Origin of the sequence: Kitasatospora sp. NPDC101801 (assembly GCF_044766665.1) — a bacterium.
In the GTDB taxonomy this organism is placed as follows: Bacteria; Actinomycetota; Actinomycetes; order Streptomycetales; family Streptomycetaceae; genus Kitasatospora.
On the sequence record NZ_JBIWML010000005.1, the window covers coordinates 169,749 to 193,902 of the forward strand.

Annotated in this window: 24 protein-coding genes; 19 read left to right on the forward strand and 5 right to left on the reverse strand. The window is 73.6% G+C overall.

The genetic code is table 11. From position 1 onward, the window contains the following. The first annotated feature begins 123 nt into the window (after window positions 1-123). The 8 genes from ACIRPK_RS10025 to ACIRPK_RS10060 all read left to right on the forward strand — a co-directional run bounded on the left by ACIRPK_RS10025 (window position 124) and on the right by ACIRPK_RS10060 (window position 9,615). On the forward strand, window positions 124-1,752 hold the full coding sequence (locus ACIRPK_RS10025) for a class I adenylate-forming enzyme family protein (protein ID WP_403035588.1): 1,629 nt from the start codon (window positions 124-126) through the stop codon (window positions 1,750-1,752). Further along, entirely contained in the window at window positions 1,713-3,077 is a 1,365-nt protein-coding gene (locus ACIRPK_RS10030; RefSeq protein ID WP_403035591.1) for a beta-ketoacyl-[acyl-carrier-protein] synthase family protein, read from the forward strand. The genes ACIRPK_RS10025 and ACIRPK_RS10030 overlap by 40 nt, the downstream gene beginning before the upstream one ends. Next, complete coding sequence (hppD, locus tag ACIRPK_RS10035; protein WP_403035594.1) at window positions 3,074-4,084, forward strand: 4-hydroxyphenylpyruvate dioxygenase; 1,011 nt, start codon at window positions 3,074-3,076, stop codon at window positions 4,082-4,084. Before ACIRPK_RS10030 ends, hppD begins: the two co-directional genes overlap by 4 nt. Window positions 4,085-4,093: 9 nt before the next feature. After that, on the forward strand, window positions 4,094-4,999 hold the full coding sequence (locus ACIRPK_RS10040) for a phytanoyl-CoA dioxygenase family protein (protein ID WP_403035597.1): 906 nt from the start codon (window positions 4,094-4,096) through the stop codon (window positions 4,997-4,999). Continuing rightward, window positions 4,996-5,964 (forward strand): thiamine pyrophosphate-dependent dehydrogenase E1 component subunit alpha, encoded by a 969-nt coding sequence (locus ACIRPK_RS10045; RefSeq protein WP_403035600.1) that lies wholly within the window; start codon window positions 4,996-4,998, stop codon window positions 5,962-5,964. The genes ACIRPK_RS10040 and ACIRPK_RS10045 overlap by 4 nt, the downstream gene beginning before the upstream one ends. Then, a complete protein-coding gene (locus tag ACIRPK_RS10050) occupies window positions 5,961-6,929 on the forward strand; it encodes an alpha-ketoacid dehydrogenase subunit beta (RefSeq protein WP_403035603.1) in 969 nt (322 codons plus the stop codon). Before ACIRPK_RS10045 ends, ACIRPK_RS10050 begins: the two co-directional genes overlap by 4 nt. A 17-nt stretch (window positions 6,930-6,946) precedes the next feature. Beyond that, window positions 6,947-7,741 (forward strand): DUF3050 domain-containing protein, encoded by a 795-nt coding sequence (locus ACIRPK_RS10055; protein WP_403035604.1) that lies wholly within the window; start codon window positions 6,947-6,949, stop codon window positions 7,739-7,741. A gap of 239 nt (window positions 7,742-7,980) precedes the next feature. After that, a complete protein-coding gene (locus ACIRPK_RS10060; RefSeq protein WP_403035607.1) occupies window positions 7,981-9,615 on the forward strand; it encodes a M4 family metallopeptidase in 1,635 nt (544 codons plus the stop codon). On the opposite strand, the gene ACIRPK_RS10065 is transcribed toward ACIRPK_RS10060, so the two are convergent. Then, window positions 9,549-9,740, reverse strand: coding sequence for a hypothetical protein (locus ACIRPK_RS10065; RefSeq protein WP_403035609.1), 192 nt, complete (start codon window positions 9,738-9,740; stop codon window positions 9,549-9,551). The two genes, ACIRPK_RS10060 and ACIRPK_RS10065, sit on opposite strands and share 67 nt — an antisense overlap. A gap of 118 nt (window positions 9,741-9,858) precedes the next feature. Further along, a complete protein-coding gene (locus tag ACIRPK_RS10070; RefSeq protein WP_403035612.1) occupies window positions 9,859-10,260 on the reverse strand; it encodes a PPOX class F420-dependent oxidoreductase in 402 nt (133 codons plus the stop codon). 80 nt (window positions 10,261-10,340) lie between these two features. Between ACIRPK_RS10070 and ACIRPK_RS10075 the strand changes: the two genes are divergently transcribed. The 3 genes from ACIRPK_RS10075 to ACIRPK_RS10085 all read left to right on the forward strand — a co-directional run bounded on the left by ACIRPK_RS10075 (window position 10,341) and on the right by ACIRPK_RS10085 (window position 13,331). Continuing rightward, window positions 10,341-11,726, forward strand: coding sequence for a DUF2252 domain-containing protein (locus tag ACIRPK_RS10075; protein WP_403035614.1), 1,386 nt, complete (start codon window positions 10,341-10,343; stop codon window positions 11,724-11,726). A gap of 184 nt (window positions 11,727-11,910) precedes the next feature. Further along, a complete protein-coding gene (locus ACIRPK_RS10080) occupies window positions 11,911-13,104 on the forward strand; it encodes a cytochrome P450 (protein WP_403035617.1) in 1,194 nt (397 codons plus the stop codon). Continuing rightward, entirely contained in the window at window positions 13,101-13,331 is a 231-nt protein-coding gene (locus tag ACIRPK_RS10085) for a ferredoxin (protein WP_403035618.1), read from the forward strand. The genes ACIRPK_RS10080 and ACIRPK_RS10085 overlap by 4 nt, the downstream gene beginning before the upstream one ends. A gap of 102 nt (window positions 13,332-13,433) precedes the next feature. Here ACIRPK_RS10085 and ACIRPK_RS10090 read toward each other — a convergent pair whose 3' ends face one another. Then, window positions 13,434-14,042, reverse strand: coding sequence for a TetR/AcrR family transcriptional regulator (locus ACIRPK_RS10090; protein ID WP_403035621.1), 609 nt, complete (start codon window positions 14,040-14,042; stop codon window positions 13,434-13,436). A 122-nt stretch (window positions 14,043-14,164) separates the two neighbouring features. On the opposite strand from ACIRPK_RS10090, the gene ACIRPK_RS10095 reads away from it, so the two are divergent. Beyond that, window positions 14,165-15,673 carry an APC family permease gene (locus ACIRPK_RS10095; protein WP_403035623.1) on the forward strand — a complete coding sequence of 503 codons (1,509 nt, stop codon included), beginning with the start codon at window positions 14,165-14,167 and terminating at the stop codon, window positions 15,671-15,673. Between the two features lie 8 nt (window positions 15,674-15,681). Beyond that, entirely contained in the window at window positions 15,682-16,581 is a 900-nt protein-coding gene (locus ACIRPK_RS10100) for a carbon-nitrogen hydrolase family protein (RefSeq protein WP_403035626.1), read from the forward strand. Here the strand turns inward: ACIRPK_RS10100 and ACIRPK_RS10105 are convergent. Together ACIRPK_RS10105 and ACIRPK_RS10110 are read right to left on the reverse strand one after the other, a co-directional pair. Further along, entirely contained in the window at window positions 16,549-17,337 is a 789-nt protein-coding gene (locus ACIRPK_RS10105; RefSeq protein ID WP_403035628.1) for a RimK family alpha-L-glutamate ligase, read from the reverse strand. The genes ACIRPK_RS10100 and ACIRPK_RS10105 overlap by 33 nt on opposite strands. Then, window positions 17,334-18,212, reverse strand: coding sequence for a RimK family alpha-L-glutamate ligase (locus ACIRPK_RS10110; RefSeq protein ID WP_403035631.1), 879 nt, complete (start codon window positions 18,210-18,212; stop codon window positions 17,334-17,336). Before ACIRPK_RS10110 ends, ACIRPK_RS10105 begins: the two co-directional genes overlap by 4 nt. 383 nt (window positions 18,213-18,595) lie before the next feature. On the opposite strand from ACIRPK_RS10110, the gene ACIRPK_RS10115 reads away from it, so the two are divergent. From ACIRPK_RS10115 to ACIRPK_RS10140, 6 genes are all read left to right on the forward strand, one after another. After that, window positions 18,596-19,171 (forward strand): AAA family ATPase, encoded by a 576-nt coding sequence (locus ACIRPK_RS10115; RefSeq protein WP_403035633.1) that lies wholly within the window; start codon window positions 18,596-18,598, stop codon window positions 19,169-19,171. 90 nt (window positions 19,172-19,261) lie between these two features. Then, on the forward strand, window positions 19,262-20,011 hold the full coding sequence (locus ACIRPK_RS10120; RefSeq protein ID WP_403035636.1) for a hypothetical protein: 750 nt from the start codon (window positions 19,262-19,264) through the stop codon (window positions 20,009-20,011). A gap of 58 nt (window positions 20,012-20,069) precedes the next feature. Continuing rightward, complete coding sequence (locus ACIRPK_RS10125; protein ID WP_403035639.1) at window positions 20,070-20,201, forward strand: hypothetical protein; 132 nt, start codon at window positions 20,070-20,072, stop codon at window positions 20,199-20,201. A gap of 264 nt (window positions 20,202-20,465) precedes the next feature. Then, a complete protein-coding gene (locus ACIRPK_RS10130) occupies window positions 20,466-21,839 on the forward strand; it encodes a discoidin domain-containing protein (RefSeq protein ID WP_403035641.1) in 1,374 nt (457 codons plus the stop codon). Further along, window positions 21,839-23,161: an MFS transporter gene (locus ACIRPK_RS10135; protein WP_403035644.1), complete on the forward strand. Its 1,323-nt coding sequence runs from the start codon at window positions 21,839-21,841 to the stop codon at window positions 23,159-23,161. Before ACIRPK_RS10130 ends, ACIRPK_RS10135 begins: the two co-directional genes overlap by 1 nt. Next, a complete protein-coding gene (locus ACIRPK_RS10140; RefSeq protein WP_403035647.1) occupies window positions 23,158-24,147 on the forward strand; it encodes a TolB family protein in 990 nt (329 codons plus the stop codon). Before ACIRPK_RS10135 ends, ACIRPK_RS10140 begins: the two co-directional genes overlap by 4 nt. The last annotated feature ends 7 nt before the right edge of the window (window positions 24,148-24,154 follow it).

Here is a 24,154-nt window from a genome sequence, read left to right on the forward strand (position 1 = left end):
CCGGCACTCGCCGGCCCGCGAAGCGCGTCCGAGCGCCCGGCAACCCCCCGTCATCCCCGCCGCTGCCCGCCAGCGGCTCATCTCACCGGCATGGCCACCGGCCATCGGGAGGGACCACTCACCGTGAGCATCCGCAGCATCCGGGCCCGACTGGCCGACGACCCCGCCGTGGGCGCAGGCAACGTCCTGACCACCCGGATCGCCCTCGGCGATGGCCTCGACGAGCCACTGCTGACCTTCGACACCCCGGTCGACGACCACGCCGCCTGGCAGCCCTTCACCCTGCGCGAGCTGGACCGCGCGGTCCGGGCCAGGGCCGCCGCCCTGCACGGGCTCGGCATCGGCCGCCGCGACCCGGTGGTGATCTACGCGAGCGCCGCCGCCGACCACGTGCTCGGTTTCCTCGCGCTGGCCCGGCTCGGCGCCATCCCGGCCCTGCTCAACCCCAACCTGGACGGCGAGAAGGCCGCCCGCTACATCCACCGGCTGCGCGCCGCGGGGGTGTTGACCGATCCGGCGCACCGCGAGCTGCTGGCCGGGCACGACCCGGGCGCGCCGCTGCTGCCGGAGATCGCCTCGCTCGCCCTCGGCGACCCCGACGAGGCCCCCGAACCCTACCGGCACTGGGGCGGCGACCCGGTGGCGATCACCCACTCCTCCGGCACCACCGGCCTGCCCAAGGCCGTGGTGCACTCGCACGACAGCCTGTACGCGGCGATCCGGCACCGCCTGGCGCTGCCCCGCCCGCAGGGCTCCGAGCGGATGCTCTCCGCGCTGCCCTCCCCGCACGCCGCCACCCTGATCATCACCAACCTGGCCCTCAGCTCGCAGGCCCAGCTCGCGCTGCTCTCCGGTCAGGGCGGCGAGGGCGTGCTCGACGCGGTGGAGAGCTGGCAGCCGCACGGCGTGATCGGCTTCGCCGCCACCTGGGCCGACCTGGCCAGGCACGACCTGAGCACCCGTCGGCTGGACAGCGTCGCCCTCTGGTGGAACACCGGCGACTGCGCGCACGAGGCGCACATCCGCCGCCTGATCGCCACCGGCTCCCGGGCCGGCGTCACCCGCCAGGGCCGGGTCCGCACCCCCGGCTCGGTCTTCGTGGACGGTCTCGGCTCCACCGAGATGGGCCACTCGCACTTCTTCATCACGCACAGTCAGGACACCGACCGCTACGGCCGCTGCGTCGGTCGGCCGCACGCCTTCGTGGACTGCGCCGTGCTCGGCCCGGACGGCAGCGAACTGGGGCCGCACGAGATCGGGGAGCTGGGCACCAGCTCCCCCACCCTGGCGCTCGGCTACTGGAACGACTCGGTCACCACCTATCGCACCCGGGTCCGCGGCTACTTCCTCACCGGCGACCTGATGTACCGGGACGAGGAGGGCTACTACTACCACGTGGACCGCGCGGTGGACTCGGTCGAACTCCCCGACGGGCACCGGCTGTACACCGCGATGTCCGAGGAGCGAGTGCTCGCCGCCTGCCCCGAGGTGCTCGACTGCACCGTGGTCGCGGTCCGCGAGGGCGACCGGGTGGTCACCGACGTGCTGCTCCAGCTGGACCCGAAGGCGGACCAACTGGCTGACCGCACCAAGGAGGTGACGGCCGCGCTGGAGGAGCGGGTGGCCGCCACCGTCCGCCGGGTGCTGGTGGTCTCGGACGACCGCATCCCGCTCGGGCCCACCGGCAAGGTCCGCAAGGTCCTGCTCCGCGAGTGGCACCTGGCCGGCAGCGTCACCCGGGCCGCCCGGTGATCGCCGCCGCGCACACTGCCGCCGCACACACCGCCGCCGCACACACCGCCCCCGCCGGGGCCGCCGCCGTGGTGACCGGCCTCGGCCTGGTCACGCCCGTGGGCCGCAAGGCCCTGGAGGTCTTCGAGGCGCTCACCGCCGGACGCTCGGGCATCGGCCCGGTACCCGAGGGCCACCCGGCGTTCGGCTGGCTGCCGGCCGCCGGCATCGCCCCGGCGATCGACGGCCGCGAGGTGCTGCCGCCGACCGAGACCCGCTGCGTGGACCGGTTCGTGCTGCTGGCGCTGGCCGCTGCGGACGACGCGCTGGCCGACGCCGGGATCGTGGTCGGCCGGGACGTCGCGCCGGACCGGATCGCCGTGGTGCTGGGCACCGGCGGCGCGGGCCTGGAGACCTTCGAGCAGCAGTCCCACCGCCGCCTGGAGCGCGGCCGGCCCGCCGTCAGCCCGTACCTGCTGCCGGGCATGCTGGCCAACATGGCGGCGGCCCGGATCGCCATCAAGTACGGTGCCCGGGGCTATAGTTCGGCCCCGGTCACGGCCTGCGCGGCCGGCGCCCAGGCGATCGCCGAGGCGCTCCGGCTGATCCGGGCGGGTGACGCGGACGTGGTGGTCTGCGGCGGCAGCGAGTCCTCCCTGCACCCCACCGTCGCCGCCGCCTTCACCAACGCCCGGGCACTGGCCCAGGGGTGGGACGACCCGGCGCAGGCCAGCCGCCCGTTCGACGCGCGTCGGAACGGCTTCGTACTCGGCGAGGGCAGCGCCGTCCTGGTGATCGAGCGGCCCGAGCACGCCGACGCCCGGGGCGTGGCGGGCTATGCCGACCTGGTCGGCTGGGGCGGCAGCACCGACGCGCACCACCCGACCATGCCCCGTCCGGACGGCTCCGGCGCCGCCGACGCGATGCGGCTGGCCCTGCGCAGCGCCGGCCTGGCCCCTGGCGACGTGGACTACGTCAACGCGCACGGCACCGGCACCAAGCTCGGCGACCAGGCCGAATCCGCCGCCCTGCGCGACGTGTTCGGCTCAACCCAGCCCGCCGTCAGCTCCACCAAGGGCTCCACCGGCCATCTGCTGGGGGCGGCCGGTGCGGTCGAGGCGGTGGTCTCGGTGCTGGCCGTGGCCCGGGGCGAACTGCCGCCCACGCTCAACCTGGACGACCCCGACCCGGCCTGCGATCTCGACCACGTCCGGGGCGCCGCGCGCACCGGACCGGTCCGCGCCGCGCTCACCAACTCCTTCGCCTTCGGCGGTCACAACCTGAGCCTGATCTTCGGCCCGCCGTCCACCCGCGCCACCAGATTCCAGCCGGGAGAGATCCGTTGAGCATCCAGAGCATCGCCCACGTCGAGTTCCACTGCGCCGACGCGGACCGGTTCGCCGCCTACCTGGTGGAGGCGTACGCCTTCGCCCTGGAGCCACCGGTCGCCGCCGAGCCGGGGGTGCGCCGGGTCTGGGTGCGCCAGGGCACGATCCGCTTCCTGCTCAGCTCGGCCGAGCAACCCACCCACCCGGTGGCCGAGTTCGTGGCCAGGCACGGGGACGGGGTGGCGGTCTTCGCGCTCGGCTGCGCCGATCCGGCCGCCGCGCTCGACCAGGCGCTGCGCAACGGCGCCCGGCCGCTCGCCCCGGGTCTGGTGGCGGGCTTCGGTGACGTGGCCCTGCGCTTCGTGGCACTGCCCGAACCCCTCCCGGAGGCGCCCCCTGCGCCGCACCCGGGAGGGGCCGCCGCCGAGCTGCTCCAGTTCCTCGACCACGCCGCGCTCTGCGTACCGGCCGGGGAGCTGCCCGACGCGGTGAAGTTCTGCGAGCAGGCGCTCGGCTTCCGCCGGATCTTCGACGAGTACATCGAGGTCGGCGCCCAGGCGATGGACTCCAGCGTCGTGCAGAGCCCGTCCGGCCTGGTCACCTTCACCCTGATCCAGCCGGACACCGCCCGCTCACCGGGCCAGATCGACACCTTCCTGGACCGGCACGAGGGTTCGGGCGTCCAGCACCTGGCCTTCCACACCGGGGACATCGCCGTCGCGGTGCGCGAACTCACCCGGCGCGGCGTGCGGTTCCTCTCCACCCCGGAGACGTACTACCAGGCGCTGCCGGAGCGGATCGGGGCCACCAACGTCCCGGTGGAGACCCTGCGGGAGCTGAACGTGCTGGTCGACCAGGACCACGGCGGCCAGCTGTACCAGATCTTCACCCGCTCGGCGCACGACCGGCGGACCTTCTTCCTGGAGCTGATCGAGCGTCAGGGCGCGGGCACCTTCGGTTCCGCCAACATCCGGGCCCTGTACGAGGCCGTCGAACGCCAGCACGCCACCACCCCGGCCAACTGAGGAGCACCGATGACCGAGTTCGAACTGACCGAGGCCGAGCGCGCGCTGCTGCCGACGCCGGACGAGGTGGCCGAGTACGCCGAGCGCGGCTGGTACCTCTCCCGGAAGGTCTTCACCGACGAGGAGCTCGACCTCCTCCAGGACGCCACCGAGAAGTACTACGAGGGCCACCGGGACCGCACGCTGCCGGTCCGCCCGCCGCACCTGGCCGCCTGGGAGCCCTCGCACGGGCCGGTCCAGCGGCACAACGACTACGTGCACTACGAGAGCGAGGCGATCGGGCGGATCCTCCGCAAGCCGCTGCTCGGCGCCGTCGCCGCGCTGCTGGCCGGGGCCGAGGAGATCCGGGTCTTCCAGTCCACCCTGATCTACAAGCCGCCGATCGCCGGCGAGCCGAGCAACCAGGTGCCCTGGCACTTCGACCGGCACTACTGGGCCACCAGCACCTCCGAGCGGATGCTCACCGCCTTCGTCCCGTTCCACGACTGCGGCGAGGAGCTGGGCACCATCACCATGGTGGACGGCAGCCACCGCTGGCGGGAGCGGCCCGCCGAGGAGGACTCCAGCCGGCACTTCGCGCAGCGCGACCGCAGCGAGCTGGAGCAACTGCTGGTCGAGAACGCCGAGTACAACGGTGCCGAGGTCCGCAAGATCCCGATGGTGATCCCGCGCGGGCACGTCAGCTTCCACCACTGCCGCACCTACCACGGCAGCGGCCCGAACCTGGCCGGGATCCCGCGCCGGGCGGTCTCGCTGCACCTGCAGGACGGCGCCAACGAGTACCGCGCCCACACCCGCCCCGACGGCACCCCGGTGGCCTACAACCACGACGTGCTGGTCCGCCGCACCGCCGACGGCCGCCCCGACTACGCCGACCCGGAGTTCTGCCCGCCGATCTGGCAAGGGGCGGTATGAGCCTCCACTCCCCCCGGGACCGTTACCGGATGGTCCGGCTGATCCGCGGCTTCGAGGAGCTGGCCCTGGAGCTGGTCCGCTCGGGCGACATCGTCGGCGGTACCCATCCGTACATCGGCCAGGAGGCCGTGGCGGTCGGGGTCTGCTCGGCGTTGCGGCCGGAGGACCGGCTGACCAGCACCCACCGGGGCCACGGCCACGTGCTCGCCAAGGGCGCCGACCCGGCCCGGCTGCTGGCCGAACTCCTCGGCCGCACCACCGGGTTGAACCGGGGCCGGGGCGGCTCGATGCACGCCGCCGACTTCTCGCTCGGCATCCTGGGCGCCAACGGCATCGTCGGCGCGGGCGCGCCGATCGCGGTCGGCGCCGCCTGGGCGGCCCAACTGGCCGGTGAGCAGCGGGTGGTGGTGAGCTTCTTCGGCGACGGCGCCCTCAACCAGGGCGTCCTGCTGGAGTCCTTCAACCTGGCCGCGATGTGGCGGGTGCCGGTGGTCTTCGTCTGCGAGAACAACGGCTACGCCACCACCCTGCCGGCCGCCGTCGCGGTGGCGGGCAGCGCGCTGGGGCGGGCCGAGGCGTTCGGCATCCCGGCGGTGGCGGTGGACGGGATGGACACCGAGGCCGTCCGGGAAGCCGCCCTGGCGGCGGTGGACCGGGCCCGCTCGGGCGGCGGGCCGAGCTTCCTGGAGTGCCGGACGTACCGGTTCGAGGGGCACCACACCATGGAGCGACGGATCAAACTGGACTACCGCCCGGCCGAGGAGCAGGCCGCCTGGCGCGCCCGCGACCCGCTCGCCGCGGCCGCCGCCCTGGTCGGCGACACCACCGCGATCGACGCCGAGGTGACCGAACAGCTTTACAGGGCGCGGGAGTTCGCACTGAGCTCACCCGTGCCCGACCCGGCCGGCGCCTGCGACCACCTGTACGCGAGCGGGCTGCGGCCCCGGGCGGGGGCGGTGGCATGAGCTGGCTCTCCTACACCAAGGCGCTGAACCGGGCGCTGGCCGACGCACTGGCCGAGGACCCCACCGTCTGCCTGCTCGGCGAGGACATCGGCGCCGGTCTGGCCGGCCCCACCCTCGGGCTGCAGAAGCGGTTCGGGGCGAGCCGGGTGGTGGACACCCCGCTCTCCGAGCAGGGCTTCACCGGGGTGGCGGTCGGCGCGGCACTGGCCGGGCTGCGGCCGGTGATCGAGTTCCAGATCCCCTCGCTGCTCTTCCTGGTCTTCGAGCAACTGGTCAACCAGGCACACAAGTTCTCCCTGATGACCGGTGGTCAGACCGGCGTGCCGCTGACCTGCCTGGTACCGGGTTCGGGCTCCCGGGACGGCTGGGCCGGGCAGCACTCGGACCACCCGTACGGGCTGTTCGCACACATGGGCGTGAAGACCGTGGTGCCCGCCACCCCGACCGATGCCTACGGGCTGCTCCGGTCGGCGATCGCCGACCCGGACCCGGTGGTGGTGTTCGCCCCGGCGGCCGCGCTCGGCGTCCGGGACGACGTCACCGGGCCGCTGCCGGTGATCCCGCTCGGGCAGGCCCGGGTGCACCGGGCCGGCACCGATGTCACGGTGGTCGCCGTCGGCCATCTGGTGCACGAATCCCTGGCGGTGGCAAGAGAGTTGGCCGAAGAGGGAATCTCGGTCGAGGTACTTGACCCGCGCACCCTGTACCCCTTCGATTGGGAGGCGCTCGGCACCTCGCTGGAGAAGACCGGGCGGCTGGTGGTGATCGACGACTCCAACCGCAGCTGCGGGATCGGGGCCGAGATCCTGGCCACCGCCGCCGAGCAGTACCGCCTGACCGCACCACCTCGCCGGATCACCCGCCCGGACGGCGCCGTGCTGCCGTTCGCCCGCGAGCTCGACCGGGCGCTCCAGCCCGGCCGGGAGCAGCTCCGGCACGCCGTGCACGCCACCCTCAAGCACTGACCACCCTTGGAGCAGAGATGTCCGACAACCGTTACAGCTGGGACCGTACGCACCCGGGCCTGTCCGGCCTGCAGGCGGCCATCGAGCCGCTGCGCCGCCAGGTGGTGGAGCACGCGATCTACGCCGAGCTGAACAGCCAGGCCCGGGTGCGCACCTTCCTGGAACGGCACGTCTTCGCGGTCTGGGACTTCATGTCGCTGCTGAAGAGCCTGCAGCGCGAGCTCACCGGTGTGGACGTGCCGTGGGTGCCGACCGGTCCGACCGCCAGCCGCAGACTGATCAACGAGATCGTGCTGGTGGAGGAGAGCGACGAGTTGGGCGACGGCTTCATCAGCCACTTCGAGCTCTACCTCGACGGGATGCGCCAGGCGGGCGCCGACACCGCGCCGGTGACCGCCTTCCTGGAGCGGCTGGGCCAGGGCACCGCGGTGCCCGAGGCGCTGAAGCTGGCTCAGGTGCCCTCGGCGGCGGCCGACTTCACCTCGGTCACCTGGAGCATCATCGAGAACGCGCCGGTGCACTGCCGGGCGGCGGCCTTCGCCTTCGGCCGCGAGGACCTGATCCCGGAGATGTTCGAGCAGGTGATCCGGATCGAGGACCCGGACGGCGTGCTCACCGTCTTCAAGGACTACCTGGCCCGGCACATCGAGGTGGACGGCGAGATGCACACCCCGATGGCGATGCAGATGCTGATCGACCTGTGCGGCGACGACCAGCAGAAGTGGGACGACTGCGCGGAGACCGTGCGCACCGCACTGGCCGGACGGGTCCGGCTCTGGACCGCGATCCAGGAGGCGTTCCCGGGCGCCTGACGCCGACGGAAGGGGCGGGCGCCACGCGTCCGCACCCTGGACACGACGTGACCGGTACATGTAGAAAAGGCGTCCCGGCAGCGTCCGCCCCTTCCAGCTCCCATACGTACAGCGCCTCCCCTCTCGCGTGCGCTCGACGGTTCGCTGCCGGATCGCAGTCTGTCTCATCGCCTCCCGCCCGGGGACCGGGCCGATCCACGGCCCGCTCCGTCCGGCGCCCCCGAGATCCGAGGAGCACGATGCACATCCGCATGCGCACCGCCGCAGTCGCCACCGTGGTCGCCCTGGCCGCCGGCGCGTTGACCACCACCGCCGCACCGGCCGTCCCGTCCGGGGGCGCCGCCTCGGCCGCCCGCGCGGCGGGCATCGCCGGCGCCGAGGCCGCTCTCGACCGGGCCGGCCTGTCAGGCCCGGGCCAGGGCCGGACCGTCCGGGACGTGGTGACCGACCAGGACGGCAGCCGGCACGTCCGGTTCGACCGCACGTACGCGGGACTGCCCGTGCTGGGCGGCGACCTGATCGTCCATCTGACGCCCGCCGGCGCGACCAGGTCCACCGACCTGGCGGTGGCCGGCCCGATAGCCGTCGGCTCCACCACGCCCGCCGTCTCCGCCGACCGGGCCGGGCAGCTGGCCGTGGGTGAGCTCGGCCGCGCCGCCAAGGCCGCGGGCCGGGCCGTCCAGCAGGCCGATGCCACGCCGCAGTTGGTGATCGACGCGCTGCACGGCGCACCCCGGCTGGCCTGGCAGACCACCGCCGCCGGGCAGGACACGCTCGGCAACCCGGTCGCCCGCACCGTCCTGGTGGACGCCCGCACCGGTGCGCAGATCGACGCCTGGGACGCCATCGAGACCGCGACCGGCGACGGGCAGTCGCTCTACGGCGGCACCGTCCCGCTGGAGTCGACGGTCTCCGGCTCCACCTACCAGCTCAAGGACCCGACCCGGGGCAACACCTACACCGGCGACGCGGCCAACAAGACCGACCTGTGCCTCGGCTCGATCTGCTTCAGCCGGGCGCCCGCGACCCTGTTCACCGACGCCGACAACCACTGGGGCACCGGTGCCACCACCGACCGCTCCAGCGCGGCGGTGGACGCCCAGTACGGCACCAACGTCACCTGGGACTACTACAAGAACGTGCACGGGCGCACCGGCATCGCCGGGGACGGCAAAGGCGCCTACAACCGGGTGCACTACGGCAGCAACTACAACAACGCGTTCTGGCAGGATTCATGTTTCTGTATGACCTACGGCGACGGTGACGGCACCGTCTTCGGCCCGCTGGTCTCGCTGGACGTGGCCGGGCACGAGATGTCGCACGGCGTCACCTCCCGGACCGCCAAGCTCACCTACTCCGGCGAGTCCGGCGGCCTGAACGAGGCCACCTCGGACATCTTCGGCACCCTGGTGGAGTGGTACGCCGCCAACGGCAGCGACACCGGCGACTACCTGATCGGCGAGGAGATCGTGAAGCCCGGCTTCGGCAAGGAGGCGCTGCGCTTCATGGACAGGCCCTCCAGGGACACCAAGTCCGCCGACTGCTGGAGCTCCAGCGTCGGCGGGCTGGACGTGCACTACTCCTCCGGCGTGGCCAACCACTTCGCCTTCCTGCTGGCCGAGGGCAGCGGCAGCCGGGTGGTCAACGGCGTCCCCTACGACAGCCCGACCTGCAACAGCTCCACCGTCTCCGGCATCGGCCGGGACAAGCTCGGCAAGATCTGGTACCGCGCGCTGACGGTCTACATGACGTCGGGCACCAATTACGCGGGCGCCCGCACCGCCACCCTCAAGGCCGCCACCGACCTCTACGGGGCCGGCAGCACCGAGTACGCGGCGGTCGCCGCGGCCTGGTCCGCGGTCGCGGTCAACTGACCGACCGGCAGAGTGTGTTCGGTCCGGAGCGGGTCACCGCTCCGGACCGTCGTGCGGTCCGCCTCGAAGTAGCCGGCCAGCCGGTCCAGCAGCCGTTGGAAGTTGGCGGTTTCCTGCTCGTTCACGGTGAGGGCTTCGCAATCTGACGGCATCTGACGGTACGGGTCTGCGACTCCGCAGATGCTGCCCCGCCCGGCTCAACAGCCGATAAACGTCCCGTCCTTCACTCTGGCCGAGAACCACTCAGAACCGGCCGAGCACCCGCTCCACCGTGATCTCGATCGCCACCCGGGCCGGGTTGACCCGCGGCGCCTGGTACCGCTCCGCGTACCGGCGCTCCGCCTCGGCCACCGCCGCCGGCTCGGACCGGACCACGGCCGTGCCCTCCAGCGTGCACCACCGGGCACCGGCCACCTGACAGACCGCCACCCGCAGCCCGGCCTCCCCGGCCGCCAGCACGTTGCGCGCCTTCCGGCTGCTGCCGCTGGTGATCACCCGGGCGATCCGCGCCTCCGGGTCGTAGCTCACCCCGACCGGGGCGACGTGCGGGCTGCCGTCCGGCCGCAGCGTGGTGAGGGTGGCCAGGTGCCGCTCCCGCCAGAAGTCGTGGAAGGAGTCACCGAGCGCACCGAGGTCATGGGCCATACCGGAATGCTACGTGCCTGCTCGGCGGGCCCGGCGCGCGGTACCGTACCTCCGGTCAACCGGGTACGGGAGGGGTCGAAGTGCGGGATTTCGAGGTCGAGGGGTTCGCGGCGTGGCCGCCGCAGGGCGGGGCGAGACGGCGCGGCAAGCGGCTGCGGGAGAAGACGCCGCGCGAGTCGCACCACCAGCTGGAGCTGCCGCCCGACCGGCCGGACGTGGTCGAGGCGGTCTGCTCGGCCAACGTCGGGCGACTGGCGCATTTGGTGCCGATCCGCACCGGGCGGATGGCCGCCTCGCCGTTCGCCTTCCTGCGCGGCTCCGCCGGGCTGATGGCGCACGACCTGACCACCGGTCCCACCAGCGGTCTGACCGCCCAGCTCTGCGGGGACGCGCACGCCGCCAACTTCGGCCTCTACGGTGACGCCAGGGGCCGGCTGGTGATGGACATCAACGACTTCGACGAGACCGTGCCCGGCCCCTGGGAGTGGGACCTCAAGCGGCTGGCCGCCAGCCTGGTGCTGGCCGGCCGTCAGGCCGGCGCGGGCGAGGACGAGTGCCGCAGCGCCGCGTTCGACGCGGTCGGCTCCTACCGCCGGACCATGCGGGTGCTGTCCGCACTGCCGGCGATAGAGGCGTGGAACGCGATCGCCGACGAGCACCTGGTCAGCGTCGCCGACGCGCACGAACTCCAGGACGTGATCAGCGCGGTGGCCGCCAAGGCGCTGCGCAACACCAGCGCCCGGTTCGCCTCCCGGTCCACCGTCGAGGACCCGGACGGCCGGCACCGGTTCACCCCGTCGCCGCCGGTGCTCAGCGAGGTCGACGACCGCACCGCCGGCGCGGTGGCCGCCGCGCTGACCGGGTACCTGGGCACCGTCCCGGCCGAGATGCACCCGCTGCTCTCCCGGTACAGCGTCCAGGACGTGGCCTTCCGGGTGGTCGGCACCGGCAGTGTCGGCACCCGCTCCTACGTGGTGCTGCTGCTCGACCAGCGCGGCGAGGCCCTGGTGCTCCAGGTCAAGGAGGCCCGTCCCTCGGTGCTGCTGCCGCACCTGGCCAGGGCCGGGTACCCGGTGGCCGGTCCGACCGGGCACGAGGGCCAGCGGGTGGTGCTCGGCCAGAAGCGGATGCAGGTGGTCAGCGACACCCTGATGGGCTGGACCACGGTGGACGGACTCCCTTACCAGGTACGGCAGTTCCGCAACCGCAAGGGCAGCGTGGACCCGGCCGCGCTGCAGCCGGGGCAGCTCGACGATTACGGCCGGCTGACCGGTGCGCTGCTGGCCCGGGCGCACGCGCACACCGTGGACGCGGCCGTGGTCTCCGGCTACTGCGGCAAGAACGAGGCGCTGGACGAGGCGATCGCCGCCTTCGCGGTGGCCTACGCGGACCGGACCGAGGCCGACCACGCCGACCTGGTCGCCGCGGTCCGCAGCGGGCGGCTGCCGGCCGAGAACGGGGTCTGACGGGGCGGCAGTCGACGGGGCGCGCCCGCTGACCGAAAGGGCGCGCCCGCTTGGCCGGTTCACGCCCTGTCGGACGCGGCACCGGGAGGTTACGGTCGGTGGTGGCCCGGACTCGCTCCGTCGATGTCCGCCCCGTCCCCCGGCCCCGTACCCCTCGGCACCACCAGCAGAGGAAGAAGCAGTCATGACCACCGCTCCCCTCGTCCCCCTGCACTGCCTGCGCCAGGCCGAACCGGGTCCGCCTCGGCTCACCGAACTCCCCACCGGCACCCCGGCCTGGCTGCTCACCCGGCACGCCGACGTCCGGCAGGCGCTCACCGACCCGCGGCTGGACCGGGCCTCGCTCTACGCGCCGGACGCGCCCGCGCTCTCGGTGATCCCGAACCTGCTGGACGACCCGGACGGCCTGCTCAACATCGACGGCGTCGAGCACCAGAAGCTCCGCCGCACCGTCCAACGCGCTTTCACCCCACGGGCGATCGAGCGCTGGCGGCCATGGGTCTCCACGGTCATCGAGGAGCTGATCGACGAGCTGGTGGCCCAGCCCGCCCCCGCCGACGTGGTCGCCGCCTACAGCCGCCGGCTGCCGGTCGCGGTGATCAGCCGGCTGATGGGCCTGGACGGCCTCGACCTGCGCAAGCTCGGCGACTGGAGCGACCACGCGCTCTCCACCACGGCCTACACCGCCGAGGAGATCCAGCAGGCGATGGCCGAATTCGGCGCCTTCTGCTTCGAGTTGGTGCTGGAGCGGCGCAAGAACCCCGGCGACGACCTGGTCAGCAGCCTGGTCCAGGCGGCCGACGACACCGACGGCGTCACCGAGATGCAGCTCACCAAGCTGGTGCTCGGCCTGGTGGTCGCCGGGCACGAGACCACCATGACCACGCTCGGCAACGCACTGGTCTTCCTGCTCTCCGAGGACCGGGCGGCCTGGGCCCGGATCGGCGCCTCCCGCGAGGAGGCCGGCGCCGCCACCGAACAGCTGCTGCGCACCATCCCGTTGGGCGACCGGACGGCGCTGCCGGGGATGCTCCGGCGGGCCACCGAGGAGCTGGAGATCGGCGGGGTCACCATCCCGGCCGGCGCCGTGGTCGCCGCCGACACCTTCTCGGCCAACCACGACCCGGCGGTGCACACCGTGGCGGGCGAGGGCGAGTGGCCCGACCTGTTCGCCGCGGCCGAGGCGCCCACCCTGACCTTCGGCGCCGGTCCGCACCACTGCCTCGGCGCCTGGCTGGCCCGGATGGAGCTGGAGTCCGGTCTGCACAGCCTGGCCGCCCGGCTGCCCGAGCTCCGGCTCGCCCACCCCGTCGAGCAGATCGAGTGGCGCGAGGGCCTGCTCACCCGCAGCCCGCTCACCCTCCCGGTCACCTGGTGAGCGCCCCGCTGGAGAGCCGGGTCGACCGCACCCGCTGCGTCGGCACGGGCAGCTGCGCCGCCACCGCCCCCGCCGACCTGACCCTCGGTCCGGACGGCCGGGTCCAGCTGCTCACCCCGACCCCGGTCCAGCTCGACCGGCTCACCGAGGCGGCCGAGTTCTGCCCGGTCGAGGCCATCACCGTCCACCGCGCCGACACCGGCGAGCAGGTCGTCCCGGCCTGGTGAACCGCCCCGCCCGCCCGGCCGGAAGCCCCCACGGGCCCGGCCGGGCGGGCGTCGGCCGGGGCAGGCGACCAGGGCGGGCGACCGGGCGGCGGCCCGGCCCGGTCAGCTCCGGGTCGCCGGATCGTAGCCGGTCGCCGCGCGGGCGTAGGCGCCGAGCGCGGAGATCACCTCGGCCCTGGTCCGTCGACCGGCCAGCACCTCCATCTGGTACCCGTCCTCCATCGCCACGAAGTTGGCCGCCAGCAGCCGGGGCGGGTCGTTCAGGGTGAAGTGCCCCTGCGCCTGACCCAGTACCAGAATCCCTGCGTAGACCGCGATCTGACGTTCCGTCAGTGCGCTGTCCAGCGCCGCGGCCCGGGCGTCCCGCAGGCAGCGCGGCCAGTACTCGAACAGCAGCCGGGTCAGCGCGTCCTCCGGCCCGCCGGCCACCCCGTTGTCGATGCAGGCCCCGAGCTTGTCGCGGGCGTCGGCGAACCGGTCGGCCGCCGCCTCCCGCTCCTGGCTGTAGCGCTCGATGGCCTGCTGGTACGTCGCGTGCACCAGCCCGTCGAGGTCGCCGTAGTAGAGCACGGCCGCCGGCGTCACCCCCGCCTCCTCGGCGATGTCGCGCAGCCGCAGCCCCTCCAGCCCCCGGGTCAGCAGAGCCCGCTGCACCGCCTCACCGAGCTCCGCCCGCCGGGCCTCGCCGCCCTTGCCCTTCTTCGCCGCCACGTCGGCCTCCGTCCCTGCCGTGTTCTCTTCCGGTTTAACAATAGCGCTCCAGCCCTTGACCACAGCGACGCACTCCTCTTAAATCCACGTTTAACAAGCGGCCAACCCCCGAGGAGCGCGCCATGACCACGAACCCGACCGACATCGAGGACAGACCGGGCCCACCGGCAGCCCGCACCACCGACAAGGGACTGCGCGGCGGATCGGTGGGCCTGGCGGCCGCGGTCGCCCTCGGGCTGTCCTCGGTGGCCCCCGCCTACAGCATCGCGGTCACCCTGGGGCTGGTGACCCTGACCGTCGGTCAGCTGGCCCCGGCCGCCCTGCTGCTCGGCTTCGTCCCGATCCTGCTGACCGCCTTCGCCTTCCGCGAGCTCAACCGGGAGATGCCCGACTGCGGGACCGGCTTCGTCTGGACCACCCGTGCCTTCGGCCCCTCGGTGGGCTGGCTGGCCAACGGCTGGGTGCCGCAGGTGGCCACCCAGCTCGCCATGGCCGCGCTCGCCCGGGTCGGCGCCTCCTACCTGCTGGACCTGCTCGGCCTGACCGGCCTCGCCGACTCGGAGGCGGCGGTCGCGGTGACCGCCCTGCTGCTGCTGGCCGGTGCCACCGCGACCGCGCACCGCGGCCTGCAACTGGCCGCCTCGGTCCAGTACGTGATGCTCGGCCTCCAGCTGTTCGCGCTGCTCGGCTTCGGGGTGGCCGCCTTCGTCCGCCCCGGCGCCGAGACGCCCTCCCTCGCCTGGCTCGACCCGCTGGGCTTCGCCGACTTCGGTTCCTTCGCCGAGGCGGTGCTGCTCTGTCTGTTCATCTACTGGGGCTGGGACGCCCTGATCACCGCCAACGAGGAGACCAGGGACGGCAGCCGGGTCTCCGGCCAGGCCGCCGTCATCTCCACCCTGATCCTGCTCGGCAGCTACCTGTTCACCGCCTTCGCCGCGATCGGCTACGCCGGGACGGGCGACACCGGCATCGGCCTGGGCAACCCGGACAGCGCGGGTGACGTCCTGGCCACCCTCGCCCCGCCGGTGCTCGGCACCGCGCTCGCCAAGGTGATGCAGCTGGCGGTCTGCGTCTCGGCGGTCTCGGCCCTGCTCACCAGTCTGGTCAGCAGTTCGCGCGGCGCCCTGTCGATGAGCGCGCACGGCGCCCTGCCGGCCGCGTTCGCCCGGATCCACCCGCGCCACCGCACCCCCGGCTTCGGGACGGTCTTCTTCGGCACCGCCACCGCCGCCCTGCTGGTCCTGCTCACCCTGCTCCCCGGCGGCTTCCTGGGCGACGCCATCCTCTGCATCGGCCTGCTGATCGCCTGCTACTACGGCACCACCGCGCTCACCTGCGTCTGGTACTTCCGCTCCCGGCTCCGCGACTCCCCGCGCGACCTGCTGCTGCGCGGGGTGCTGCCGCTGCTGGGCGGGCTGGCGATGCTGGCCGCCTTCGTCCGCAGCGCGGTCGACATGTACGACCCCGGCTACGGCAGCACCTCCTTCCACGGCGTCGGCGGGGTCTTCCTGCTCGGCGTCGGCTCGATCGCCACCGGGGCACTGGCCATGCTGGCCGCCCGCACCCGGTTCGGCCGCTTCTTCCGCGACGGCCGGACCGCCGTCACCCGACTCACCGTCACCGAGGACTGATCCGCACCATGCGCACACTCGCCGTCGCCGCCGTCCAGACCAGCCCCGTCCCGTACGACCCCGAGGCGAGCTGGCAGCGCTTCGCCACCCAGGTCCGGTCCACCCGCGCGCTCTTCCCGCACGTCCAACTGGTCGTGGTGCCCGAGCTGTTGCTGGCCGCCGAGGGGCCACTGCTGGCGGCCGCCCCCGCCGACTGGATGGAGCAGGTCGCCGTCCCGATCCCGGGGCCGCTCACCGACCGGATCTGCGCCCTGGCGGTGGAGACCGGCCTCTGGCTGATCCCGGGCAGCCTGTTCGAGCGGACCCCGGACGGGACCGTCCACAACACCGCCGTCGCGGTCTCCCCGCAGGGCGAGATCGTCGCCCGCTACCGCAAGATCTTCCCCTGGCAGCCGTACGAACAGGCCGTCCCGGGGGGCGAGTTCGTGGTCTTCGAGATCCCCGGCCTGACCCGGATCGGCCTGGCGATCTGCTACGACGGCTCCTTCCCGGAGACCGTCCGCCAGCTCGCCTGGCTCGGTGCCGAGGTGATCGTCCAACCGACCCTGACCCCCACCCGGGACCGGGAGATGGAGCTGGTCTGCGCCCGGGCCAACGCCTGGACCAACCAGGTCTACGTGGTGAACGTGAACGCCGCCGACCCGGCCGCCGTCGGCGGCAGCGCGATCGTCGACCCGGAGGGCACGGTGCGCCAGCAGGCGGGTCCGGGCGAGGAGATCCTGGTGGACGTGCTCGACCTGGACGCGGTCACCCGGGTCCGCCGGTACGGCTCCACCGGGCTGAACCGTCCGTGGGACCAGCTCGCCCGCTACGGCGGGCAGATCGAACTCCCGATGTACGGCGGCAGCTTCCGCACCCCGGCCTGGCTCGACGGGTCACTGCCCCCAGCCACCGCCCGCCCCGCGTAGCCAGCGGGCGCCCTCCCGGGCCGGGCCCGGGACCTGCCGCTGCACCAACCGGACCAACGCCTCCGGGGCCCCCAACTGGCCCCGGATGCCCGGGAAGGCGTTCACGTCCACCACCAGCGGGTCGCCGTCCACCTCCAGCACGTCCACACCGTAGATCTCCAGACCGAACACCTCCCCCGCCCAGAGCGCCAGTTCGGCCAGCTCCAGCGGGACGGTCCAGCTCTCGGATCCGGAGCCGGCCGCCAGCTCGGAGCGGCGGAGCTCGCCGAACACCTGCCGGCCGACCACCCAGAGCTTGCGGTCCCAGCCGTCGCCCGGCGCGAACTCCTGGTGGATCAGCGGCTCGCCCGGCCACTGCCGGCGCAGCTCGTCCAGTTCGGCCCGGTCCAGCACCTTGGCCACCAGGTCGTCCTTGCGGCTGTGCCGGCTCTTCACCACCAGCGGGTAGCGCAGCGCGTTCGGCGACAGGGACGGCGCGAACGGCAGCCCGGCCGTCCCCGCCAGCTCGGCCATCAGCGCCCGGTCCTGGCAACGCTCGGTGGCGGCGGCCGAGTTGAGCACTACCGCGCCCGCCGCCTCCAGCCGCCGGGCCAGTGCCAGCGCGGCGGGGGTGCGGGCCTTGAGCAGGTAGACGTCGGCCGGGTCGGCCGGGTCCGGGGCGGCGAACTCCACCCAGTGCCCGACCGCCGTGAGCAGCGCCGCCGTCGCGGTCAGCAGCGGGTGCCGGGGGTCGCGGGCGATCACACCGACCCTCACCGCACACCCCCGCCCACCGGGTCCAGCTCCACCCGGGGCACCGGCAGCACCGGGGCCGGCGACGCGGCGCCCCGCCGGGCCAGGTTGATGATCGCCCGGGCCACCCGGGGGACGGCGTCCGGCACCTGACGGAAGCTCGGGAAGTCGTTCACGTCCACCACGATCGGCCCGTCCGGGCCGAGCACGACGTCCACGCCGTACAGGTCGAGCCCGTAGACCGCGCCGACCTCGGCGGCGATCGCGGCCACCTCGGCGCTGAGCGGCACCGGCCGCTCCTTCCGCTTGCCCGGCACCAGCGGCGAGGTCCGCTCGGTGCCGAACAGTTCGCCGTCCACGCAGTAGACCTTGAGGTCGATGCCGGAGTTCTGCACCCAGGGCTGCGCTATCAGCATCCCCTCTCCCGCGAACTCACCGGCGGCCAGCACCAGTTGCCCGGGGTCGTCGACCCGGTGCACGGACCGCCCCTGGCTGCCCTCGGCCGGCTTCACCACCAGCGGGTAACGGTCGGCGGGGATCTGCGCCAGATCCGACAGCCGGGCCGCCGCCCAGGTCTCGGGGACCGGCAGTCCCAGCCCGGCCGCCCGGACCGCCGCGCTGGCCTTGTCCCGGACGCACCGGATCGACCGGGCGTCGTTCACCGTGGTCAGCCCGGCCGCCGCGGCGGCCTCCAGCAGGCCGAGCCCCGGGCCGCCGGAGACGGTCTTCAGCACCCACGCGTCATGGCTGCCCGCCCGCACCAGGCGGCCCAGGTCGAGCAGCGAGCCGCCCGGGCGCAGCACGTCCACCCGGTGGCCCCAGTCCGCCAGCTGCCGGACCACGTCCACCGGTATGCCGTCGTTCCGGTACTGCTCCTCCACCAGAAAGCAGAACCTCATCCGTACCGCCCCCTACCCGCCCACTGTCTGCCCGTCCGAGACCGACCAGAATGCCACGAACCGGCCAGCCAAGATCATTCGCACCGCAAGGAAACGGCAACAGTCCGGCCACGGTGTCCTCCGCAACGTCACGACCCGGTCCCGAAGCCGCTGCGGGCGGGTGCCGGTGGGACACGGGCCGGTCCGCCGTCGGCCCGGCCCATTACTCTTTCTTGGTGAAGGCGGGCCCGATCAGGGCAGGTCTTCGGGATCGTGGAGGAGGGGCAGTGCACGAGACCGCCAGTCCGGGCCCCGTCCGGACGACCGTGGCCGGCCCGCGGGTGCCCGGCCGGCCCCGGGGGGCCTGTGGGCCGGGTGGGCCCGAGCCGCTGCGACCGCACGGGTTGCACGACCTCCGCCGGGGGCCGACCCCGGCGGTGCTGCACTACCCGGCCGACGACCTGGTGGTGGTCTCCGGCCTGCCCGGCAGCGGCAAGAGCACCCTGATGCGGCGCTGCGCCGGCGCACCGGTGATCGACTCCCAGCAGAGCCGCGAGCACTGGGCGGCCCGGCTGCCCGGCTGGCTGCCGTACGCGCTCTACCGGCCGCTGGTGCGCCTGCGGCACTACCTGCGGCTGCGCCGCGCCCTGCTGACGGGTGGTCCGCTGGTGGTGCACGACTGCGGCACCCTGCCCTGGGTGCGCGGCTGGCTGTCCCGGACGGCCGCCCGGCAGGGCCGCCGGCTGCACCTGATAGTGCTGGACAGCAGCCCGCTCCAGGCCAAGCAGGGCCAACGGGCCCGGGGCCGCCGGGTCTCCGCCTACGCCTTCGCCCGGCACCGGCAGGCCACCGCCCGTCTGCACGCCCGGCTGGCCGCCACGGCCGGCCCGGTGGACGGCTGCGCCAGCACCGTCCTGCTCTCCCGGCCCGGCGCCCTGGAGCTCCAGCGGATCGGCTTCGGCGAGCGGCGCTGCGCCTGAGACCCTCCGGCCGTTGGCGGGTGCGGCAGGACGGGTGAGCCGCCGGGCGGGTCGCGCGGCCCGCCGGGGCCGGCTGGCTAGGGTGCGGTCATGCCCCAGACCTCACGTGAGGCGCGTCTGCGCCGGCTCGCCGAGCGGCTCGGCACCCAGCACCGCACCAGTGTCGAGCCGTTGTACGACCCGGCCCGGCAGAGCTGGACGCTCCGGTGGTACGACGGCCCGGCGGTGTCCGCCGTCCGGTCCGCACTGACCCAGGACGGGCCGGAGAACGCGACGGTGCTGGCCCGGCGCGACCTGACCACCCGGGCGCTGGCGCTGGCGGCGATCCGGGAGACCAGGGCGGGCGCGCTGCACCGCTGGGTGGGCAACTGGGGGCAGCGGTACCACCTGGAGCAGATGATCGGCGACCGGCCGTTCCCCGAGCGCACCGCCGACCAGCGGGAGGAGCGGATGCTCACCCGGCTGCTGGCGGCCGCCACCCTCGGGAGGTCGACCGCCCCGGACGAGAACCGGGCCTTCGAACTGATCGCCCGGGACGGCATCGCCTGGCTGCTCCCGGAGCACCGGCTCGCCGAGCCCGACCGGACGGACGGCCTGGCGCTCACCCCGATCGAGTTCCTGACCTCCCGTTACGCCACCGCCGAGCACCGGGCCGCCTGGGAGACCGCGCTCACCCCGATGCCGCTCAAGGCGGCGGTGGCGGCCGTCCGGGCCGACCCGGACGCCCCGCCGGAGGCCGCCAGGGCCGCACTGGATCTGCTGCCGACCCTGCGGGCCGCGCTCACCGCCGAGCTGGACCGGGCCGAGTCGGCGCTCGCCCGGGTGGCCGCCGAGCGCTGAACGTTCGTACCGGAAGGCACACTTGACTGTTCGTTGACCACCCGGCTGAGATGGGCGGGTGAGCGAGAAGAGAGCATCCCGGCTGACCGGGATATCCGGCTGCGCGCTGATGGTACTGCTGGTCGTGGGGCTGATCCTGCTGCTGGTCTGGGCCCTCGGCGGCAGCGGCGCATCCTCCCAGTGGCACTGACCTCCGGAGGCGAACGGGCCTGCAATCAAAGCGGATCGAGCACTGGTAGGAAACTTTCCTAACCGCTAGCATTCACGGCGGCGGCCCGGCGCGGTGCCCTGACATCAGGTCATGACGTGCTCAGCGAGAGCTCTGACCCGGCCGCCGGAACGCCCGCCCTCGTCCGGGGCGTGGCGGTCCGCTCCGGTGCCCAGCTCTCGCCCCCTTCCCAGGCCAGGGAGTTCAGTCATGCGCCTGCACCCTCAGCTCCAACCTTCCCGCCGAATGCCCGGAACCACCGGCCCCGGCACGGTCGGTACCGTCCTCGCCGCCGTACTGCTGCTGGTGAGCGGCCTGTTGCTGGTCGCCCCCGAACGGGCCGGGGCCGCCGTCGACACCGTCATCTCGACCGGCAAGCCCGCCACCGCCTCCTCCACCGAGGGCTCCTCCTACGCCGCCCAGAACGCCTTCGACGGCAACCCGGCCACCCGCTGGGCCAGCGTCGAGGGCAAGGACCCGCAGTGGGTCAAGGTCGACCTCGGGAGCAGCGCCACCGTCAGCCGGGTCAACCTCACCTGGGAGGCGGCGTACGCCAAGACCTACCGGGTCGAGATCTCCGAGGACAACAGCACCTGGACCAGACTCGCCAACGAGACCGCCGGCAACGGCGGCACCGACGACTGGACCGGGCTCAGCGGCAAGGGCCGCTACCTGCGCGTCTACGGCACCGCCCGGGGCACCGCGTACGGCTACTCGCTGTTCGGCGTCGACGTGTACGGCAACTTCGGCGGCACCACCACCCCGACGCCCACGCCCACGCCGTCCCCGAGCCCGAGTTCCTCCCCGACCACGCCGACCGGTGCCTTCACCGTCGTCGCGGCCGGTGACATCGCGGCCCAGTGCACCGCCTCGGACAGCGCCTGCGCCCACCCGAAGACGGCCGCGCTCGCCCAGCAGATCAACCCGAAGTTCTACCTGACGATGGGTGACAACCAGTACGACGACGCCCGGATCGAGGACTACCGGGCCTACTACGACAAGAGCTGGGGCGCCTTCAAGTCCAAGACCCACCCCATCCCGGGCAACCACGAGACCTACGACCCGGCGGGCTCGCTGGCCGGCTACAAGGCGTACTTCGGCGCGATCGCCTACCCGCAGGGCAAGAGCTACTACAGCTTCGACGAGGGCAACTGGCACTTCATCGCCCTCGACTCCAACTCCTTCGACCAGACCGCCCAGATCGACTGGCTCAAGGCGGACCTGGCGAAGAACGCCAAGTCCTGCATCGCGGCCTACTGGCACCACCCGCTGTACTCCTCCGGCGGGCACGGCAACGACCCGGTCTCCAAGCCGGTGTGGAAGATCCTCTACGCCGCCAAGGCCGATCTGATCCTGAACGGGCACGACCACCACTACGAGCGGTTCGCCCCGCAGGACCCGGACGGCAAGGCCACCTCGGCCGGCATCGTCGAGATCGTCGGCGGGATGGGCGGCGCTGAGCCGTACGCGATCGAGACCGTCCAGCCGAACAGCCAGAAGCGGATCAGCGGCGAGTACGGCGTGCTGAAGCTGGACTTCACCGACACCGGCTACGGCTGGACGTACGTCGGCACCGACGGCAAGGTCAAGGACACCAGCCCGAAGTACAGCTGCCACTGATGACCTACCTGGCGACCACCGGCCGCCGGGACGACGTACCCGCCCCGCCGCCCACCGGCGGCGGGGCGGGGCGCCGGATCCCCGCGACCGTCCTCGCGCTCGGCACGGTCAGCCTGGTCACCGACGTCTCCTCGGAGATGGTGACCGCCGTCCTGCCGCTCTACCTGGTGCTCGGCCTGGGGCTCTCGCCGCTCCAGTTCGGCTTCCTGGACGGCCTGTTCAACGCCGCCTCGGCCGTCGTCCGGCTGGTCGGCGGGCACGCCGCCGACCGCAGCGGACGGCACAAGCGGATCGCCGGGATCGGCTACCTGCTCTCCGCCTGCTCCCGGCTCGGGCTGCTGCTGGCCGGCGGCGCGACGGCCGGCCTGGCCACCGCACTGGCCGCCGACCGGGTCGGCAAGGGCATCAGGACCGCCCCCCGGGACGCGCTGATCTCGCTCAGCGGCCCGCCCGAGACCCTCGGCCGCTCGTTCGGGGTGCACCGCGCCATGGACACCACCGGCGCCCTGCTCGGCCCGCTGGTGGCGTTCGCGGTGCTCTGGGCCACCGCCGACGCGTACGACGCCGTCTTCGTGGTCAGCTTCTGCATCGGGCTGCTCGGCGTGCTGGTCCTGCTGCTCTACGTCCCCGGCGGGCCGGTCGAACCCGCGCGCGCCCGGCCGACTCCGGTCCGACTCGACGATCCGGTCCGACTCGACGATCCGGTCCGGGCCGAGGAACCGGTCCGGGCCAAGGCGACCGCCCCGCTCCACGATCCCGCCTTCCGGCGCATCCTGGCCGCCGCCGCCCTGCTCGGCGCCGCCACCATCGGCGACTCCTTCGTCTATCTCCTGCTGCAACGCCAACTCGACCTCTCCCCGGGCTGGTTCCCGCTGCTGCCGCTCGGCGTGGCCGCGAGCTACCTGCTGCTGGCGATCCCGGCGGGCCGGATCGCCGACCGGTTCGGACGCCGACTGCCCTTCCTGGTCGGCCACCTGGCCCTGCTCGGGGTGTACGCCGCGCTGCTCACCCCGCTGCGGCCGATGGCGCTCGTCCTGGTCCTGGCGCTGCTCGGGGTCTTCTACGCGGCCACCGACGGCGTGCTGATGGCCCTCGCCGGACCGGTCCTGCCCGCGACCGGCCGGGCCGGCGGTCTGGCGCTGCTGCAGACCGGCCAGGCCCTGACCCGCCTGCTCGGCACCGCCGGGTTCGGCGCCGCCTGGACCCTCTGGGGCCAACGCCCCGCCCTCTACGCGGCGGCGGCCCTGCTCGCGGTGGCCCTGACGGGCGGCTGGGTGCTGCTCAGGAATCCCGCACAGCCGGAAAGGACCACCACCTCGTGAACGCCCTCTCCCCCCGCCTCCGCCTCGCGGTCGTGCTGCTGGCCGTGCTGCTGCTCGGCGGCGGCTCGCTCGGCTACGTGCTCCGGGCCCGGGACCACGCCGAGCCCCGACAGGCCGCCGCCGACGCCTCGTTCACCCTGGCCGGCCCCCGGCTCTACTACCGGGACGCCGGCACCGGCCGGGTCGCGTACCGGGAACCGGCCCCGGCGGCCGTCCCGGTCGTCGGCGGCCCCAGCTGCGAGCGCTTCCACGCCGCCGGGGACACCGCCCTCTGCCTCCAGCAGCTCCCGGGCCTGCCCGCCCGGGCCGACGCCGTCGTGCTCGACCGCCGGTTGCGGGAGACCCAGCGGATCACCCTCCCCGGCATCCCCAACCGGGCCCGGGTGTCGGCCTCCGGACGGATGCTCAGCTGGACCATGTTCGCCACCGGTGACTCCTACGCCACCTCCGCGTTCTCCACCCGGACCTCGATCCTCGACCTGAACACGGGTTACCTGATCAAGTCCATGGAGCAGATCCCGCTGACCCTGGACGGCGCCCGCTACCACGCCCCCGACGTCAACTTCTGGGGCGTGACCTTCGCGAAGGACGACAACCGCTTCTACGCGACCGTGGCCACCAAGGGCCGCACCTACCTGGTCCAGGGCGACCTGGCCGCCTGGTCCGCCACCGCCCTGCGGGAGAACGTCGAGTGCCCCTCGCTCTCCCCCGACAACACCCGGATCGCCTTCAAGAAGCGGGTCACCGAGGGCGCGGACGCCCCCTGGCGGCTCTACGTCCTGGACCTCCGCACCATGACCGAACACCCCCTCGCCGAACCGCACAGCGTCGACGACCAGGCCGCCTGGCTGGACGACGGCACCATCGCCTACGCCCTCCCCGCCCCGGACGGCCACGGCACCGACGTCTGGTCCGTCCCCGCCGACGGCACCGGCGCGCCCAGCCTGACCGTCCCCGGCGCCTCCTCCCCGGTGGAGGTCGGCTGACCTCCGG

Coding starts and splice junctions, on each gene's coding strand:
- ACIRPK_RS10040 (WP_403035597.1), top strand. CDS start 4,094: ATGACCGAGTTCGAACTGACCGAGGCCGAGCGCGCGCTGCTGCCGACG.
- ACIRPK_RS10045 (WP_403035600.1), top strand. CDS start 4,996: ATGAGCCTCCACTCCCCCCGGGACCGTTACCGGATGGTCCGGCTGATC.
- ACIRPK_RS10050 (WP_403035603.1), top strand. CDS start 5,961: ATGAGCTGGCTCTCCTACACCAAGGCGCTGAACCGGGCGCTGGCCGAC.
- ACIRPK_RS10055 (WP_403035604.1), top strand. CDS start 6,947: ATGTCCGACAACCGTTACAGCTGGGACCGTACGCACCCGGGCCTGTCC.
- ACIRPK_RS10060 (WP_403035607.1), top strand. CDS start 7,981: ATGCACATCCGCATGCGCACCGCCGCAGTCGCCACCGTGGTCGCCCTG.
- ACIRPK_RS10070 (WP_403035612.1), bottom strand. CDS start 10,260: ATGGCCCATGACCTCGGTGCGCTCGGTGACTCCTTCCACGACTTCTGG.
- ACIRPK_RS10080 (WP_403035617.1), top strand. CDS start 11,911: ATGACCACCGCTCCCCTCGTCCCCCTGCACTGCCTGCGCCAGGCCGAA.
- ACIRPK_RS10095 (WP_403035623.1), top strand. CDS start 14,165: ATGACCACGAACCCGACCGACATCGAGGACAGACCGGGCCCACCGGCA.
- ACIRPK_RS10100 (WP_403035626.1), top strand. CDS start 15,682: ATGCGCACACTCGCCGTCGCCGCCGTCCAGACCAGCCCCGTCCCGTAC.
- ACIRPK_RS10110 (WP_403035631.1), bottom strand. CDS start 18,212: ATGAGGTTCTGCTTTCTGGTGGAGGAGCAGTACCGGAACGACGGCATA.
- ACIRPK_RS10120 (WP_403035636.1), top strand. CDS start 19,262: ATGCCCCAGACCTCACGTGAGGCGCGTCTGCGCCGGCTCGCCGAGCGG.
- ACIRPK_RS10130 (WP_403035641.1), top strand. CDS start 20,466: ATGCCCGGAACCACCGGCCCCGGCACGGTCGGTACCGTCCTCGCCGCC.
- ACIRPK_RS10135 (WP_403035644.1), top strand. CDS start 21,839: ATGACCTACCTGGCGACCACCGGCCGCCGGGACGACGTACCCGCCCCG.